Genomic DNA, 15826 nt, shown 5'->3' with positions numbered 1-15826 from the left:
TCGCAGCAGACAACCCCGGCGCGATGCCGGGGTTGTTTCGTTTATTGCAAGGATAAGAGGCTTATCGCCCGGTTTTCCGGCGCCAGGCGGCCCAGTCCTCGGGCGTGTCCAGATCAGTCGTGGCGCGATGGCCCGCAAGCGGGACGGTGATGATATGCTCGCCGTCCAGCGCCCGCCGCGCGCCCTGATCGCCGCTTAGCCCGTCAAGGTCCGGGAACAGGCGTGGCGGAATAATCACCGGATGCCCGACCCGGCCATCGGCATCGGTTGCCCGCACCACGGTCTTGCCGTCAAAGGCCTGCATCAGCCTGTGCAGGTCCGCAGCCTCGATTTCCGGCATGTCGGCCAAGAGGATCATCAGCGCCTCCGGGTCATGTTCCTGTTTCGCGGCAAAGCGCACCGCCGCCCTGAGCGAAGCGGCAAGCCCTTCCTCCGCATCGTCGACGATCAGGGCTTCCAGCCTGTCATCGACGATCCCCTCGACAATCGCGGTACGGTCGCGCGCGTCCGGTGGTAAGGTCACAAGAACGGTTGCCGGGGTCTGCAAGGCGATGCCGATCTGGCGTGCCAGCAGCGGGTGTTTGTCCACCAACTCCAGCAGTTTGTCGCGCCCGCGCATCCGCGAAGAGGCACCGGCCGCGGGGATCAGGATCAGCATCAGCCGCGCATCCGTGCGCCGTCGGCATCGAATAGCGGGGTGGTGATCAGCCGGGCAGGGCACATCTCGCCCAGGATTTCGATCTGCACCTCCAGCCCGTCCTGCGCCTGTGCCGTGGGGATCAGGCCAAGGGCAATCGACTTGCCCGCATAATGCGAATAGCCGCCCGAGGTGCAGAAGCCCTGAACTTTGCCGTCGATCCAGATCGGTTCATAGGCCGCGACATCCGCGTCGATGGCCTCGACCTCGAAGGCGCAGAGCTTGCGCGCGGCCCCGGCGTCGCGTTCCGCTTCGGCGGCTTCGCGTCCGATGAAATCCATCGGCTTGTCGAAACTGGTGAACCTGTCCATGCCGGTTTCGCCCGGCATGTAGTCCGGGGAAAACTCGTTGAGCCAGGAGCCGAAGAACTTGTCGAGCCTGAGCGACATCATCGCCCGCATCCCGAAGGGGCGCATCCCGTGGTTCTGGCCTTCGGTCCAGAGCGCGTGCCACAACGCACGCTGCGCCATCGGATCACAATAGATCTCGTACCCCAGATCGCCGGTATAGCTGACCCGCTGCACCAGGCATTCGACCATGCCGACGGTGATGTGGCGCAGATCCATGAACCGCATGTCGCCGATGTCGGAGCGGGTGCAGGCCGCCAGTACCGCGCGCGCCTTGGGGCCGGCGATCTGGAACCCGTTCAGCCGGTCGCTGATGTTCTCGACGATCACGCCCTTGACCTCGTTCGCCTCGAACCAGCGCATGTGATTGGCCTGTGCGCCGTAAGAGGCGGTCAGCTGGAACGCCTCGTTCGAGAGGCAGGAGATCGCGAAATCGCCGATCAGCCGGCCCTTGTGGCTGAGCATCGGCGACAGGCTGATCCGCCCGGGCTTGGGCAGGCGCCCCGCCATGATCCGGTCCAGCCAGATGCGGGCGTTCTTGCCCGTCACCAGGTATTTGCCGAAATTATGCACCTCGTTGATGCCCACCGCCTCGCGCACGGCCTTGACCTCGCGCGCCGTGGCCTCGAACGCGTTCGAACGGCGGAAGGAGGGGGTTTCAAACCGTGGCTCATCGCCTTCGGCAAAATAGTTGACCACCTCGAGCCCGTATTGATGCCCCCAGACCGCGCCCATGCGGTCGAACACGTCGTACATCGGCGTCTGAAGGAAGGGCCGGGCGGCGGGAAGTTCCTCGTTGGGATAGGCGACGGAAAAACGCTTCTGGTAGTTTTCGATCACCTTGGGACGGGTGTAGCCGGGCGTGATCCAATCGCCATAGCGCGCCACGTCCATCGCCGTCACGTCGCGCTCGCATTCGCCCTCGACCATCCATTGCGCCAGCATCAGGCCCACGCCGCCGCCCTGGCTGAACCCGGCCATCACCCCGCAGGCCGACCAATAATTGCGCATCCCCGGCACGGGGCCTACCAGCGGGTTGCCATCGGGGGCAAAGGTGAAGGGGCCGTGGATCACCGATTTCACGCCCGCGGCCTCTAGCACCGGAAACCGCCTGTAGGCAAACTCGATACTGTCTTCGATCTTGTCCAGATCATCGGGCAACAGCTCATGCCCGAAATCCCACGGCGTGCCATCGACGGCCCAGGGTTTGCAGGGTTGTTCGTAGAACCCGATGCACAGGCCGCGGCCTTCCTGGCGCAGATAGCTTTCGCCCGCCGGATCCATCACATGCGGGTGTTCTTCGTTACGCTCATAGATCTCGGCGATGTCATCGGTGACGATATATTGATGCTCCATCGGGTGCAGCGGCAGGTAGACCCCGGCCATCGCCCCCACCTCGCGCGCCCAGAGGCCGCCGGCATTGACCACGTGCTCGGCATGGATGGTGCCCTTTTCGGTCACAACGTCCCAGGTGCCATCCTCACGCGGGTTGGTCTCGATCACCTTGCACTGGGTTTCGATCGTTGCGCCGCCCATGCGCGCCGCCTTGGCATAGGCATGGGTGGTGCCCGACGGGTCCAGATGGCCATCCAGCGGGTCGTAAAGCGCGCCCAGGATGCCGTCGGTATTGGTGATCGGGGCGATCTTGCGAATTTCCTCGGGGCCCACGATCTCGGTCTCCAGCCCCATGTAGCGATGCTTGGCCCGCTCGGCGAGCAGCATGTCGAAGCGGTCCCTGTTATCGGCCAGCGTCACCCCGCCCACATGATGCAGGCCGCAGGACATGCCGGTGATCTCTTCCAGCTCCTTGTAAAGCCGGATCGTATAGCCCTGCAGTGCGGCCATGTTGGTATCGCCGTTCAGCGTATGAAACCCGCCCGCCGCATGCCAGGTGCTGCCGCTGGTCAGCTCGGACCGTTCGATCAGCATCACGTCGGACCAGCCCAGCTTGGTCAGGTGATAGAGAACACTACACCCGACAACCCCGCCACCGATCACCGCCACTCTTGCCGTGGTTTGCATGAGACCTCTCCCCCAGTTTTCGACAGCCTCGCCCGCTGACACAATATCGGCCCGCCAGAAAACGACAAGCCGCGTCGTATGTGGGTGCGCGCATAATCTGAGAAGTCCAGATGTGTACCAAAACCACCAATTTTGTACCTCGTGACCGAAATCCGACAGAACCTGACGCATTCCTTAACCGATTTTGCGGCGTGATGGCTAAGTTTGTCGCGAAAGGGCAACCGGCCGGGTCGCAGAATCGGCACTCTGGCCCGATGGACAACAAGGGATGAACCATGAAAACCCATGCACAGGCAGTCGTTATCGGCGGCGGCGTCATCGGCTGCTCGATCCTCTATCACCTCACCAAGCTGGGCTGGACAGATGTCGTTCTGCTGGAGCGGGACGAGCTGACATCCGGCTCCACCTGGCACGCGGCGGCCAATATCCACGGGCTGCATGACAGCGCCAACATTTCCCGCCTCCAGCACTACACGATGACGCTCTATAACGCGCTGGAGGAGGAAACCGGTCAGTCCTGCGGCGTCTTCCAGCCCGGCTCGCTCTACCTCGCGCAGACCGAGGCGCGCGAACATCAGCTGAAACTGCAGGCCGCCAAGGCCAAGCTCTATAACATGAACTTCTCCGAGATCAGCCGTGACAAGGCCGAAGAGTTGCATCCGCTGGTCAATTTCGACGGGATCCGCTGCATCATGTGGGAGCCTGATGGCGGCAACGTGGACCCCTCGGGCGTGACCAATGCCTATGCGGTGGGCGCGCGCCAGCGCGGGGCCGAGATCTACCGGTTCACCCCCGTCATCGGGACCACGCAGAAGCCCGACGGCACCTGGACGGTCGAAACCCCCAAGGGCAATATCGAAACTGAATGGGTGATAAACGCAAGCGGCCTCTGGGGCCGCGAGGTGGCGGCGCTGGCGGGGATCGAACTGCCGCTGCAGCCCACAGAACACCAGTATTTCGTGACCGAAACCATCGCCGAAATCGACGCGATGGACCGACGCCTGCCGTCGGTCGCGGACCGCGACGGCGAATACTACCTGCGCCAGGAGGGCAAGGGCCTGCTGATCGGCGCCTATGAGCAGGACATGAAATTCTGGGCCGAGAACGGCACGCCGCTGGATTTCGCCCATGATCTCTTTGCCGATGATCTGGACCGGATCATGGACAACGTCATGCGGGCGATGGACCGGGTGCCGGTGGCGGCCGAGGCGGGGATAAAGCGCGTCATCAACGGACCGATGATCTGGTCGCCCGACAGCAACGTGATCCTCGGTCCGGTGCCGGAGCTGAAGAATTACTTTGTCTGCGGCGGCATTATCCCCGGCTTCAGCCAGTCGGCGGGCATGGGCCTGATGGTGGCGCAATGGCTGACCACGGGCGAGATGGAATATGACATGTTCCCCTGGGACATCGCCCGGTTCGGCCTTTGGGCCAATGACAAGAATTTCGTCAAGGCCAAGGTGCAGGATCAATATGCCCACCGTTTCGCCATCCATTACCCGAACGAGGAACGCGCCGCGGGCCGCCCGCTGCGCACCCGTCCGGTCTACGATTTGCAGAAGGAGATGGGCGCGGTCTTCGGCCTCAACTACGGCTGGGAGCATCCGCAATGGTTCGCAGGCCAGAAGGGCGCAAAGGACACCAACGGTTTCACCCGCCAGAACTGGTGGGGGCCTGTCGGGGACGAGTGCCGGATGCTGCGCGACCGGGCGGGGATCATCGACATCTCGAACTTTGCCAAATACCGCTGCAAGGGACCGGGGGCGGCGGACTGGCTGAACGCTGTCTTTGCCAACAACATGCCGAAATCCATCGGCCGTTCCTGCCTGACGCCGCTGATTGGCGTGCGTGGCGGGATCGCGGGCGACGCCACCGTGACCCGCGTGGCCGAGGACGAATTCTGGATCGTCAGCTCGGGCATGGCCGAGCGCTATCACAAGCGGTTCTTCGACTCGGTGCCGCTGCCAGAAGGCACGACGTTCGAGTCGCATACCGAGGCGATGTGCGGCTTCAACGTGGCCGGGCCGAAATCGCGCGAATTGCTGCAGCGGCTGACCAATGCGTCGCTTGCGACCGAGGATTTCCCCTTCATGCGCTCGCAGCAGATCGAGCTGGCAGGGGTCAAGTGCCTGGCTCTGCGGGTTTCCTTCACCGGCGATCTGGGCTGGGAGCTGCACTGCGCCACCGAGGATCAGAAACGGCTCTACGAGGCGCTGCTTGAAGCCGGCAAGGAACTTGGCGCCGGGCCGGTGGGTGCGCGGGCGCTGATGTCGATGCGGGTCGAGAAGGGCTATGGCTCGTGGAGCCGGGAATATTCGCCAGAATATTACCCGCATGAGGTCGGGCTGGACATGCTCTGCAAGATGGACAAGGCCTTCCTCAACAAGGCGGCTGCGGAAAAGGCGCTGGCCAAACCCACCCGTGAGAACCTGGTGCTGATCCATATCGACGAAGAGGCGGTGAATGCCTCAAACGCCGATGCGACCGGGGGCGAGCCGATCTTCAGAAACGGCAAGGGCATTGGTCGCGTCACCTCGGGCACCTATGGCTATACCGTCGGCATGAGCCTGGCGCTTGGCTATGTGCGCACCGGCGAGGCCGCGCCGGGCGACGAGGTCGAGGTGATGGTGCTGGGCCGGCCGCACAAGGCGCGTATCCTGCACGAGCCGCCCTTTGACCCCAAGGGGGAAAAGCTTCGCGCCTGAGCAAAGGCGCCGGGCCCGGCAGCCCGGCGCGGCAACGGTCAGTGATCCGCGTCTTGCCGTGGCCGCCCGCCCGTGTAAGGATTCCGTTGGGCACAGCCGGCGGATACCGGCACAGCGCCCTGACCATCCTGCGTGACGACAAAGGAGAATCGCATGACCTTCCTCGACCCGTGGCGTCCTCAGCTACTTTCCGTGCTGCGCATAATGTCGGCCGCCCTCGTGCTGCAGCACGGCACGACGAAGCATCTCAATTTTCCCGTCGGTCCGATGAATGACGCCGCCATCGGCTCGATGAGCGGTGTTGCCGGGCTCATCGAACTGGTCGGCGGCGCGTTGTTGCTGGTCGGGCTCTTCACGCGGCCGGTCGCCTTTGTGCTGTCGGGGATGACGGCCGCGGCCTATTTCATCGCACATGCGCCCAAGGGTTTCTTCCCGATCCTGAACGGGGGTGAGCTTGCCGCGCTCTACTGCTTCGTTTTCCTCTACATCGCTGCCGCCGGCGGCGGACCGTGGAGCCTTGACCGGGCCATCGGTGGCAAATCCGGTACCGCCAACGTATGACCGCCCGGTGCGCTGCTATTCACGGCTGATGGCTGTATGCATCCGGACGGACCGGCACCTGCCGCGCTGAAGATGCCGCACGAAGGTTGCGCTGTTCGGCCCCGGCGGTCACGAACCTGGCACATGATTTCGCGGTCATTCAGAAAAGACGCGCCGGTAACGGGCGCGTCATTTTCTTGATCATGAAACCTGCCCGCTAGGGGTCATTCCCTGACCTTCATTTCCCCGAAGGTAATGGCCTTGCCGTTCAGATCCTTGAGGATCCACCGCGCGGCGAAAAGCTGAAACTGGCGGGTTTCCCAGCCGTTATCGTCCCGTTTGAACCGCGGCCGCCACGATCCCTCGATCCGGGCCGGATAGCGCAGCGTGTCTACATCCACCCTTGCGCCGGTTCTGGCTGCCACCTTGCGGGCATGGGTCAGCTTGGCCTGAAGCAGCGCGACGACCGGTTTCGCCTGGACCTTCCGGCGCCCGGGAAACACCACTTCGATCGCGCTGTTGCCGTCCACGAAACCCTTGACGATCAGATCGTTGCGCGAGTTCTTGGCGGTCAGCGGGACCAGTTCCACCATCAGTTGCACAAGTTCATTCTTGAAGATTCCGCCATCCTCGTAGGCGGGGGTGATTTCGGAGGCGGGTTTCCGGCGATCGAGCATCATCCAACTCTGCTGCTAAGGATCAGGTTCACGCGCCACCGCAAATCGCGACAACACGGCGCGACCCTATCATCAGTCCGGTTAACGGAGGATAAATCGGCGTGAGGTCTCCGGCGATCAGCCCCACAGGACCGGTTAGAGCGGGCGGATCTTGAGCCGGGTAATGCGGTTATCCTTGACCTCCAGCACTTCGAACCGGAAGCCATGAAAACTGAATACCTGGCCGACAACCGGGATGATCTGCGCCTCGTGGATCACAAGCCCGGCGATGGTGTTGGCCTCTTCGTCCGGCAGGGTCCAATCGGTCGCGCGGTTCAGGTCGCGGATTGTCATCGCACCGTCGACCAGAAAGTGATTGTCGGTGGTCTGCTCTACCGGCAGTTCCTCGTCATCGTCGAATTCATCGGTGATCTCGCCTACGATCTCCTCAAGGATGTCCTCGAGCGTTATCAACCCTTCCAGCGTGCCGTATTCATCCACGACCAGGGCGAAATGGCTGCGCATCCGCAGGAACTGGCGCATCTGTTCGTCCAGCGTCGTGGTTTCGGGCACGAAATAGGGTTTGCGGGCGACGCTGCAGACATCGAAATCGTCGAGTGAACTCAACGAGGCATTCGGCGCCGTCACCAGCTTGTGCATCGCGCGCAGCAGATCCTTGGCATGGACCACGCCGATGATGTTGTCGGGATCGTTGCGATAGACCGGCAGCCGCGTGTGGTTGCTTTTCAGGCATTGCCGCAGGATCGCCTCCGGCTCGGTCTCGGCGTCGATCATCTCGATCTGCGAACGATGCAGCATGATTTCCTCGACCGCGCGCTCACCCAGATCAAGCGCCCCAAGGATACGGTCGCGGTCTTCCTTTTCGACAACGCCCTCGGAATGACCCAGATAGAGCGCACCGGCAATCTCTTCGCGCACCGCCAGAATGTGGCTGTCCGGGTCGGTCTTGACCCCGAAAAGGCTCAGAACCCCGCGCACCATGGCGCGCACCAGCGTCACCACCGGTGAGAAGATTCTGATGACATAGACGATGATCGGTGCAGTGCGGGCCGCTGCGGTCTCGGCATTGGTGATGGCGTAGGTCTTGGGCAGTACCTCGGCAAAGATCAGCACCAGCAGGGTCATGACCAGCGTCGCCAGCGCCACGCCGCTTTCGCCGAACAGCCGGGTGAACATGGCCGTCGCCAGCGATGCGGCCAGAATGTTCACCAGGTTGTTGCCCAGCAGAACAGACCCGATCAGCGTTTCGTTGTCTTCGGTGATCTTCAGCGCCTGTTCCGCCCCTTTCGAGCCCTTTTCGGCCTGCGCGCGCAGCTTGCCGCGCGAGGCCGCCGTCAGGGCCGTCTCGCTGCCCGAGAAATAGGCCGAGAGTATCAGCAGCAGCAGAATTGCCGCAGATGTGATCCAGAACGCACCGTCGATCACGGTTGAAGAAGCTTCCATTGCCGCCTTTGTCCTTTTATCCAATGTGCTTATGGGGCGCGTGGGCGCGGCAATCAAGGGATCATCGGTCATGCAGGTGCAGGATTTGGGGGAATTGGACGGACCGGTACTGCTGTTTGGCGGGCCCTATTCGAATCTGCCGGCGACGCGGGCGGTGAGGCAGCGGGCGCATGAATTGTCGATCCGGCCGGATCACATGATCTGCACCGGCGACCTGGTGGCCTATTGCGGCGAACCTGCCGAAACGGCGGCAGAAATCCGCAGCCTGGGCTGTGCGGTGGTCGCCGGGAATTGCGAAAAACAACTGGCCGCATACCAGATGGATTGCGGTTGCGGGTTTGAAACCGGCAGCACCTGTGACCTGCTGTCGGCAGGCTGGTATACCCATGCCAACGCCGCCATCGGCGCCGATCATCGCACCTGGATGGCCGGCCTGCCCGATATCGTGACCTTCACGCATCACGGCCGCCGCTGCGCGGTGATCCACGGCGGGGTGACGGATGTCAGCCGTTTCCTCTGGCCAGTCAGCCCCGAGGCGGCGTTTGCCGAGGAACTGGCGCTTCTGCAGGGCATCACCGGGCAGGTCGACCTGGTGATCGCGGGCCATTGCGGGCTGGCGTTCCGGCGGCGGATGGGTCAGGTCGAATGGATCAATGCGGGGGTGATCGGGATGCCGCCCAATGACGGCAGCCCCGCGACGCGCTTTGCGGTTCTGCAAAGTGGCGCGGTGCGGTTCGAGCGGCTGGACTACGATCACCTCGCCGCGGCAGGCACGATGCGCGCTCAGGGTTTGACCCAAGGCTACGACAGCGCTCTGGTCACGGGTTATTGGCCGTCCGAGGAGGTCTTGCCGCCGGAACTGCGTCGACCGGCCCTGGCGAGGGGGTGATGTTCCAGCACCAGATCCTTCAGGCGCTCGTCCAGAACATGCGTGTATATCTCGGTCGTGGCCACATCCGCATGGCCCAGCAAGGTCTGAATGGCGCGCAGGTCCGCGCCATTCGCCAGCAGGTGGGTGGCAAAGGCGTGACGCAGGGTATGCGGCGTCACCTTGGTCGGGGACACGCCCGCGAACACGGATAATTCCTTGATCAGCGCATAGAACCGGTGCCGTGTCAGATGCCCTGTCTTGCCGCCGGACGGAAACAGGAATGCCGACGGGGCGGCGCCCTTGGCGCGGGCCGCGTCGTCGGCTTCGTCCCGCAGCTTCAGCCATACGGACAGCGCTTCCCGCGCGGGCGGCGAAAGCGGCACCATCCGCTCCTTGCCGCCCTTGCCGCGGATGAGCAACATGCGCGGATCGCCCCGCGCGGCGGACACGGGCAGGGAGACCAGCTCGCTCACCCGCATCCCGGTGGCATAGAGCAATTCCATGAGGCAGGTATTGCGGGTCCGGTCGCGGGCGCTGCGGGCCGATTGCCGGGCGGCGTCCAGCAGGCGGTCCACCTCCTCCTCGGAAAGGGTTTTCGGCAGGCGCTGATCGCGTCCGGGCCCCTTGATGCTGATCGCCGGATTGTCATCGCGCAGGCGTTCCTCGAACGCGAAACGGTAGAGCTGCTTGATCGCCGAAAGGCGCCGCGCACGGGTCGATTTTGCCAGGCCCTGCGCGTCACACCAGATCAGGTAGGACTCGACATCACCCTGGGCGGCAGAGCCCAACGATTTGCCGCGATTGACAAGCCATGTGCAGAAATCGTCCAGATCGCGGGAATAGGCGGCAAGGGTGTTCTGCGCGGCCCCGATTTCGGCCGCCTGAGCCTCGAGAAATGCGTCGATCCAGCGCCGGTCAACGGCCATCAGGATCCTCCCAGTATCAATATCTGCAGCGCGGCCCGCCGTGCCGTGTCCTCCAGCCCCAGAGACCTGAGCGTGCTCAGCGCGCCGGCCAGGTCGCGTGGATTGCCCCGGCGTGCCCGGTCCAGCTGATTGGTCGCGACGAGGATCGCCACGCCGATCTTGCCGGCACGGATCAGATGTTCATGATCGCGCGCGGGGGCGGCCGTGGCAAAGCCGCGGGCGATGGCCTGTTCGTGACCGGTGCGGGCGGCGGCGATGTCGGGTGTGCCGCTGGCCACACCAATGAGAAAGCCCTGCCGTCTGTCCGGGTCGTCAAGCAGGTTTTCGGCCTGCTCGTAATCTTCGGACAGAAGGCTAATGGCAAAGGACAGCTCTTGCGCGTCCCCGTGCAGGTCCTGTTTGCGCAGCGGCCCGGCAAAGAGCTGGGCGAAGGCGATGGCAAGGCCGCGCTCGTGCATCAGCTTCCACGTCTGCGGCAGCGCCTTGGCGATGGCGTCAGGGGCCTTGTCGCTGAGCGCGCGTTCCAGCGCCTGTACGGCGCGCACCCGTTCCCATACCCCGCCCGAGGCCGCAGGCTTGCGATCGGTATACAGACCCAAGAGCCGGTTCGCGGGCAATGCGCCGGTACGAACCAGACGTTCTGCCGCCTCGATCTCGGTGCGCCAGCCGGAGGTGTTGCGCAGGTCAGCCATGGCAAATGCCCGCGGCAGACGGGCAGTCGGAAACGGGCTGCCGGCGGCTTCGTAGAGACGGAAGGTCAGTGGCGACATCTCGCGCGGGGGGGTGGGCAGGGCGATGACCTCGATCATCTCGGGATCGAGATAGAGGCCCAGCAACGCCGCATCCGTCTCCGGCAGGGCATCCAGCCCCACGGCGGTTTCATAGATCAGCGCCGCGGTGGGCCAGTTGCCGGTCCGGGCCGTACAGTAGATACGCGCGGCATAGCTTGGGCTGAGCGCGGGCATCCTGCGCAACGCTTTGCAGGCCTCATCCTCGTCGCCCGTCAGCAGCGCCAGGTCCAGCCACTGGTCAAACAGTTCCGGCGTCTGCGGACCGGCGCGTTCCAGCAGCGCGCGGGCCGCGTCGACCGCGCCGAACGACATCAGCGACCGGACACGGGCCCGCAGGAACCGGGTTTGCGTGCCGGCGTCGCCGGGCGCGTCAGCCTCGGCCAGCAGGAGCGTGTAGTACAATGCCTGTAGTGCCGGTAACGGGTCGGGCGCAATCCGGTTCAGCGCATCGGTCAGATCGGCAGTGGCGCTGGCGGACCAGAGCGTCACCGGCAGCCCGGTGGTGCTGGCGGGCAACAGGCCCACGGCATCCGCGCTGGCGGTATCAAGCGGGATCACATCCACGTCCGGCGTGGCGGCGGTGTCGGTCACGCCGGGCTCGGCCGGTTGGGCAACCGGCACGGCCACAAGCTCGTCCAGCCAGTCAATCGCGGACAGCGGTTGTTGCTGAGCGAATGCCGAAGTCGCGATGATGCTTCCCAGAAGGGCGGACTTAACCGGTTTCAAGGATGATTTCCTGGCGAATCTCGTCGGAAGGCGGAGAGAAGTCTGCCCCGAAGAACGGGCCGATATAGGCGTAGCCGACCAGGCCGATAAAGGCCAGACAAGCCAAATAAATCAGCCATTTAAGGAGTCGTATCATTGTTGTTCTGCCCGCTTTGGATATTCTTTTGCTAAACTATAACTGGCCTTTTGGGCAAGATCACGTCATTCAAGGGCAAAATGTTGATTTTGGCAGGGGAGCGCCGAGGCGTGGCGGCGGCAGAAGGCTGGGAATTAAAGAAAACCGTCGTGCTGGTGGGCATGATGGGGGCAGGTAAAACTGCGGTCGGCAAGGCACTGGCGGCGCGGCTTAATGTTCCTTTTCTGGATTCCGACGCCGCAATCGAGACCGCCGCCAACATGACCATCGCGGAAATTTTCGAACGCGACGGCGAGGCGTTCTTTCGCGACCGCGAAACCGAGGTTCTGGACCGATTGCTGGAAACCGAATGCGGCATATTGTCGACGGGGGGCGGGGCGTTTCTGGCCGAGCGAAACCGGCGCCTGGTGTCGTCCAAGGGCGTTTCGGTCTGGCTGAATGCCGATCTCGGGTTGTTGTGGAACAGGGTAAAACACAAGAATACCAGGCCGTTGCTGCGCACACCCAATCCAAAGCAGACCCTGAGCGAGATCTACCACCAGCGGGTACCGATTTACCGGCTGGCGGATCTGAACGTGGTGGCGCGGCCCGAATACTCGATCGAAACGACGGCTGGTCACGTGCTGGAGGCGCTGGAAACGCGCCCCGATGTCCTGGAGAAGATCAGATGATGGAAACGGTTCATGTCGGACTGGGTGAGCGGGCTTATGACATCCGGATTGGCCCCGGTTTGCTGGCCGGTGTCGGGGAATTGATCGCGCCGATGCTGGCACGGCCGAAAGTGGCGGTGATCACCGAAGACAACGTGGCGCAGCAGCATCTGACCGCCCTGCGCGCGGGGCTGGAGGCCGCCGGCATTTCCGCCTCGGTCCTGACCTTGCCCCCCGGCGAGGCGACCAAATCCTGGCCCCACCTTCAACGGGCCGTCGAATGGCTGCTGGCGGAAAAGATCGAGCGGAATGACATGGTGATCGCCTTTGGCGGCGGGGTGATCGGGGATCTGGTCGGGTTTGCCGCCGCGGTACTGCGGCGCGGCGTGCGCTTTGTGCAGGTTCCTACCAGCCTGCTGGCCCAGGTCGACAGCTCGGTCGGCGGCAAGACGGGGATCAACGCCCCGCAGGGCAAGAACCTGATCGGCGCGTTCCACCAGCCAAGCCTCGTGCTGGCCGACACGGATGTTCTGGGCACCTTGTCCGAGCGTGATTACCTGGCCGGTTACGGCGAGGTCGTGAAATATGGGCTACTGGGAGATTCCGATTTCTTTCAGTGGCTTGAAGGCAATGCCTCGCGCGCGGCTGCAGGCGACATGGCCGCGCGGGTCGCCATCGTCAAGCGTTCGGTCCAGATGAAGGCCGATATCGTGGTGCGCGACGAAACAGAGCAAGGCGACAGGGCGCTTCTGAACCTTGGTCATACTTTCTGCCACGCGCTGGAGGCGGCGACGGGATATTCCGACCGCCTGTTGCACGGCGAGGGCGTGGCGATCGGCTGTGCACTGGCATTTGAATTGTCTGCCCGGATGGGCCTGTGCGCACAGGAGGATCCAAGCCGGGTGCGTGCCCATCTGCGCGACATGAAGATGAAGGTTGACCTGGCTGATATTCCAGGAGATTTGCCAGATGCCGGCGGGTTGATCGAACTGATGAAGCAGGACAAGAAAGTGCAGGCCGGAACGCTGCATTTCATCCTGGCGCGCGGTATCGGACAGGCCTTTGTCACCTCGGACGTGCCGACTGAAATGGTGGAATCGGTGCTGCAGGATGCGCTGCGCGGGCGCTGAGGCGGACCCGCAGGCGCGTGCGCTATGCACCAGGTCCGCGAGTCGTCAGGCACCCGGCTCAGTTGGGGAACCAGTGGCGGGTACGATTGGCGAAGGCCACCAGTGACAGCATCACGGGGACTTCGACCAGGACGCCCACAACGGTTGCCAGCGCTGCGCCTGAGCCAAGGCCGAAAAGGCTGATGGCGACGGCAACGGCCAGTTCGAAGAAATTGGAGGTCCCGATCAGCGCGCAGGGGGCCGCCACACTGAACGGCACCTTCCACAACCGGGCCGCGGCGTAGGCAACAAAGAAAATCCCGTAGCTCTGCAGCAGCAGCGGCACCGCGATCAGCGCGATGACCAGCGGGGTTTCCAGAATGACCTGCCCCTGAAAGCCAAAAAGCAGAACCACGGTTGCCAGCAGGCCCAGAATGGTGATCGGCTTGATCCGGTCCCGAAACGCCTCCACCTCGGCCTCGCCGCCCCTTGCCATCAGCCGGGTCCGGGTGATCAGCCCCGCGACCAGCGGAATGACGATATAGAGAAGAACCGACAGCAGCAGGGTTTCCCACGGCACGGTGATGTCGGTCATGCCCAGCAACAGGGCCACGATCGGCGCGAAGGCAAAGATCATGATCACGTCATTCACGCTGACCTGAACCAGTGTATAGGTGGCATCGCCCCGTGTCAGGTTGGACCAGACGAAGACCATCGCGGTACAGGGCGCCGCGCCCAGCAGGATCACGCCGGCAAGATAGGATTGGGCGTCATCGGCCGGGATCAGGCCCGCGAAAACATATTCGAAGAACAGCACGCCAAGCGCGGCCATTGTGAACGGCTTGACGAGCCAATTGATCACAACCGTGATAATCAGGCCCTTGGGACGCTCGCCGATCTGCCGGAGCGATGTGAAATCGACCCCTACCATCATCGGATAGACCATGGCCCAGATCAGCAGGGCGACAGGCAGGTTGACCGACGATACCTGAAGATCGGCCAGCGCCTGGAAGATGTCCGGTGCCAGGTTGCCCAAAACGACCCCTGCACCGATGGCGAGGGCCACCCAAATCGACAACCAGCGTTCAAACGTGCCGATGCCACCGGGGGCATCCAGCGTGGATTGGTCGGTCATTAGAAGATACTCCGTGGGTCAGGCATTCTGATGTGCGTTGGTGGCGCGGCCGATCGCGTCCAGCTCGCGCTGCAGGCTGAGCTTGTCGAGCTCCGCCAGCGGCAGGTTGGCGAATATCGTGATGCGGTTCATGAGCATCCGGTGGGTTTCGGCGAAGGCGAGCGCAATCTCGGCTTCGCTGCCAGTGACAGCCGCCGGGTCCGGCACGCCCCAATGGGCGCTCATCGGCTGCCCCGGCCAGATCGGGCAGGTTTCGGCCGCCGCCGAGTCGCAGACCGTAAAGACGAAATCCATCTGCGGGGCGTCGGGGGCGGCAAATTCCGCCCAGCTTTTTGAGCGCAGCGCGTCGGTCTTGTAGTTCAGCTTGTCCAGCAGCGCGATGGCGTGCGGGTTGGGCTGACCGGCGGGCTGGGAGCCGGCGGAAAAGCCGCGGAACTTGCCAAGGCCCTCGCGGTTAATGATGCATTCAGCGATCAGCGACCGGGCGGAATTGCCGGTGCAAAGGAAAAGGACGTTCTTCTGGGGGGCGGGCATGGGCGGAACTCCGGGTTAGCAGGGATGGGCGATTTCCTGGATAAGCGGTTGGCAAAGATCGGGATTTCCGCCGCAGCAATCCTGCATCAGAAACCCCAGAAGCCCGCGGACGCCGTCAAGATCGGCGAAGTAGCGGATCTGGCGGCCTTCGCGCGCATTGCGCAGCAGGCCGGCCTGGGTCAGGACCGTGAGATTGGCCGACATGGTGTTCTGTTTGACCCCGAGCCGGGTGGCGACATCCCCGGCATTCATGCCCTCTGCGCCGGCGCGAATCAGAAGCCGGAACGCGTCGAGACGTGTGGGTTGCGATAGTGCCGAAAAGGCGTCGAGTGCTTGTTTCTTATCCATATATCGTGAAATATTGATATATTGGCAATTGGTCAATCGGGTGGGAGTGTATGTTACACAGGTTTTACGAATGCCCGCTCGGAACCCTTGACGGGCACTGGTCTAGCCACGATGCGCGCGAGGGTCGTCAGGGGCTTCGCTCCGGAGTATTTGCGGAACGATGAAAGAG

15 protein-coding genes are annotated in these 15826 nt (G+C 63.3%); 5 read left to right on the top strand and 10 right to left on the bottom strand.

Features of this window, described 5'->3' with window-relative positions; genetic code table 11:
* Nucleotides 1–61: 61 nt before the first annotated feature.
* Nucleotides 62–658: a nucleotidyltransferase family protein gene (locus AAFO92_RS09100; protein WP_347534418.1), complete on the bottom strand. Its 597-nt coding sequence runs from the start codon at nucleotides 656–658 to the stop codon at nucleotides 62–64.
* Nucleotides 658–3066, bottom strand: a complete 2409-nt coding sequence (locus AAFO92_RS09095; protein WP_347534417.1) for an FAD-dependent oxidoreductase — start codon at nucleotides 3064–3066, stop codon at nucleotides 658–660. The genes AAFO92_RS09100 and AAFO92_RS09095 overlap by 1 nt, the downstream gene beginning before the upstream one ends.
* Before the next feature lie 275 nt (nucleotides 3067–3341).
* On the opposite strand from AAFO92_RS09095, the gene AAFO92_RS09090 reads away from it, so the two are divergent.
* Nucleotides 3342–5771, top strand: coding sequence for an FAD-dependent oxidoreductase (locus AAFO92_RS09090; RefSeq protein WP_347534416.1), 2430 nt, complete (start codon nucleotides 3342–3344; stop codon nucleotides 5769–5771).
* Nucleotides 5772–5924: 153 nt separating this feature from the next.
* The gene (locus AAFO92_RS09085; protein WP_347534415.1) at nucleotides 5925–6332 is read left to right on the top strand and encodes a DoxX family protein; all 408 of its coding nucleotides are present in this window, start codon (nucleotides 5925–5927) and stop codon (nucleotides 6330–6332) included.
* A gap of 203 nt (nucleotides 6333–6535) precedes the next feature.
* On the opposite strand, the gene AAFO92_RS09080 is transcribed toward AAFO92_RS09085, so the two are convergent.
* Both AAFO92_RS09080 and AAFO92_RS09075 read right to left on the bottom strand, forming a co-directional pair.
* The gene (locus AAFO92_RS09080) at nucleotides 6536–6991 is read right to left on the bottom strand and encodes a hypothetical protein (RefSeq protein ID WP_347534414.1); all 456 of its coding nucleotides are present in this window, start codon (nucleotides 6989–6991) and stop codon (nucleotides 6536–6538) included.
* A gap of 132 nt (nucleotides 6992–7123) precedes the next feature.
* Complete coding sequence (locus AAFO92_RS09075; RefSeq protein ID WP_347534413.1) at nucleotides 7124–8431, bottom strand: HlyC/CorC family transporter; 1308 nt, start codon at nucleotides 8429–8431, stop codon at nucleotides 7124–7126.
* Nucleotides 8432–8501: 70 nt separating this feature from the next.
* On the opposite strand from AAFO92_RS09075, the gene AAFO92_RS09070 reads away from it, so the two are divergent.
* Nucleotides 8502–9320, top strand: a complete 819-nt coding sequence (locus AAFO92_RS09070) for a metallophosphoesterase family protein (protein WP_347534412.1) — start codon at nucleotides 8502–8504, stop codon at nucleotides 9318–9320.
* Here AAFO92_RS09070 and AAFO92_RS09065 read toward each other — a convergent pair.
* The 3 genes from AAFO92_RS09065 to AAFO92_RS09055 are packed head-to-tail and all read right to left on the bottom strand — an operon-like array spanning nucleotide 9257 to nucleotide 11881.
* Nucleotides 9257–10228: a site-specific tyrosine recombinase XerD gene (locus AAFO92_RS09065; RefSeq protein ID WP_347534411.1), complete on the bottom strand. Its 972-nt coding sequence runs from the start codon at nucleotides 10226–10228 to the stop codon at nucleotides 9257–9259. The genes AAFO92_RS09070 and AAFO92_RS09065 overlap by 64 nt on opposite strands.
* A complete protein-coding gene (locus AAFO92_RS09060; RefSeq protein WP_347534410.1) occupies nucleotides 10228–11745 on the bottom strand; it encodes a hypothetical protein in 1518 nt (505 codons plus the stop codon). The genes AAFO92_RS09065 and AAFO92_RS09060 overlap by 1 nt, the downstream gene beginning before the upstream one ends.
* Nucleotides 11732–11881, bottom strand: coding sequence for a hypothetical protein (locus AAFO92_RS09055; protein ID WP_347534409.1), 150 nt, complete (start codon nucleotides 11879–11881; stop codon nucleotides 11732–11734). Before AAFO92_RS09055 ends, AAFO92_RS09060 begins: the two co-directional genes overlap by 14 nt.
* 80 nt (nucleotides 11882–11961) lie before the next feature.
* Here AAFO92_RS09055 and AAFO92_RS09050 point away from each other — a divergent pair, with 80 nt between their 5' ends.
* Nucleotides 11962–12552 (top strand): shikimate kinase, encoded by a 591-nt coding sequence (locus AAFO92_RS09050; protein WP_347534408.1) that lies wholly within the window; start codon nucleotides 11962–11964, stop codon nucleotides 12550–12552.
* Nucleotides 12549–13661: a 3-dehydroquinate synthase gene (gene aroB, locus AAFO92_RS09045; RefSeq protein ID WP_347534407.1), complete on the top strand. Its 1113-nt coding sequence runs from the start codon at nucleotides 12549–12551 to the stop codon at nucleotides 13659–13661. Before AAFO92_RS09050 ends, aroB begins: the two co-directional genes overlap by 4 nt.
* 58 nt (nucleotides 13662–13719) lie before the next feature.
* Here the strand turns inward: aroB and arsB are convergent, their stop codons facing one another.
* The 3 genes from arsB to AAFO92_RS09030 are packed head-to-tail and all read right to left on the bottom strand — an operon-like array spanning nucleotide 13720 to nucleotide 15657.
* On the bottom strand, nucleotides 13720–14775 hold the full coding sequence (arsB, locus tag AAFO92_RS09040) for an ACR3 family arsenite efflux transporter (RefSeq protein ID WP_347534406.1): 1056 nt from the start codon (nucleotides 14773–14775) through the stop codon (nucleotides 13720–13722).
* Nucleotides 14776–14793: 18 nt separating this feature from the next.
* Entirely contained in the window at nucleotides 14794–15309 is a 516-nt protein-coding gene (locus AAFO92_RS09035; RefSeq protein WP_347534405.1) for an arsenate reductase ArsC, read from the bottom strand.
* 15 nt (nucleotides 15310–15324) lie between these two features.
* Complete coding sequence (locus AAFO92_RS09030) at nucleotides 15325–15657, bottom strand: metalloregulator ArsR/SmtB family transcription factor (RefSeq protein ID WP_347534404.1); 333 nt, start codon at nucleotides 15655–15657, stop codon at nucleotides 15325–15327.
* Nucleotides 15658–15826 lie beyond the last annotated feature (169 nt).

Source organism: Roseovarius sp. CAU 1744 (genome assembly GCF_039839345.1).
Taxonomy (GTDB): domain Bacteria; phylum Pseudomonadota; class Alphaproteobacteria; order Rhodobacterales; family Rhodobacteraceae; genus Roseovarius.
This window is presented reverse-complemented; position numbering and strand designations above follow the sequence as displayed.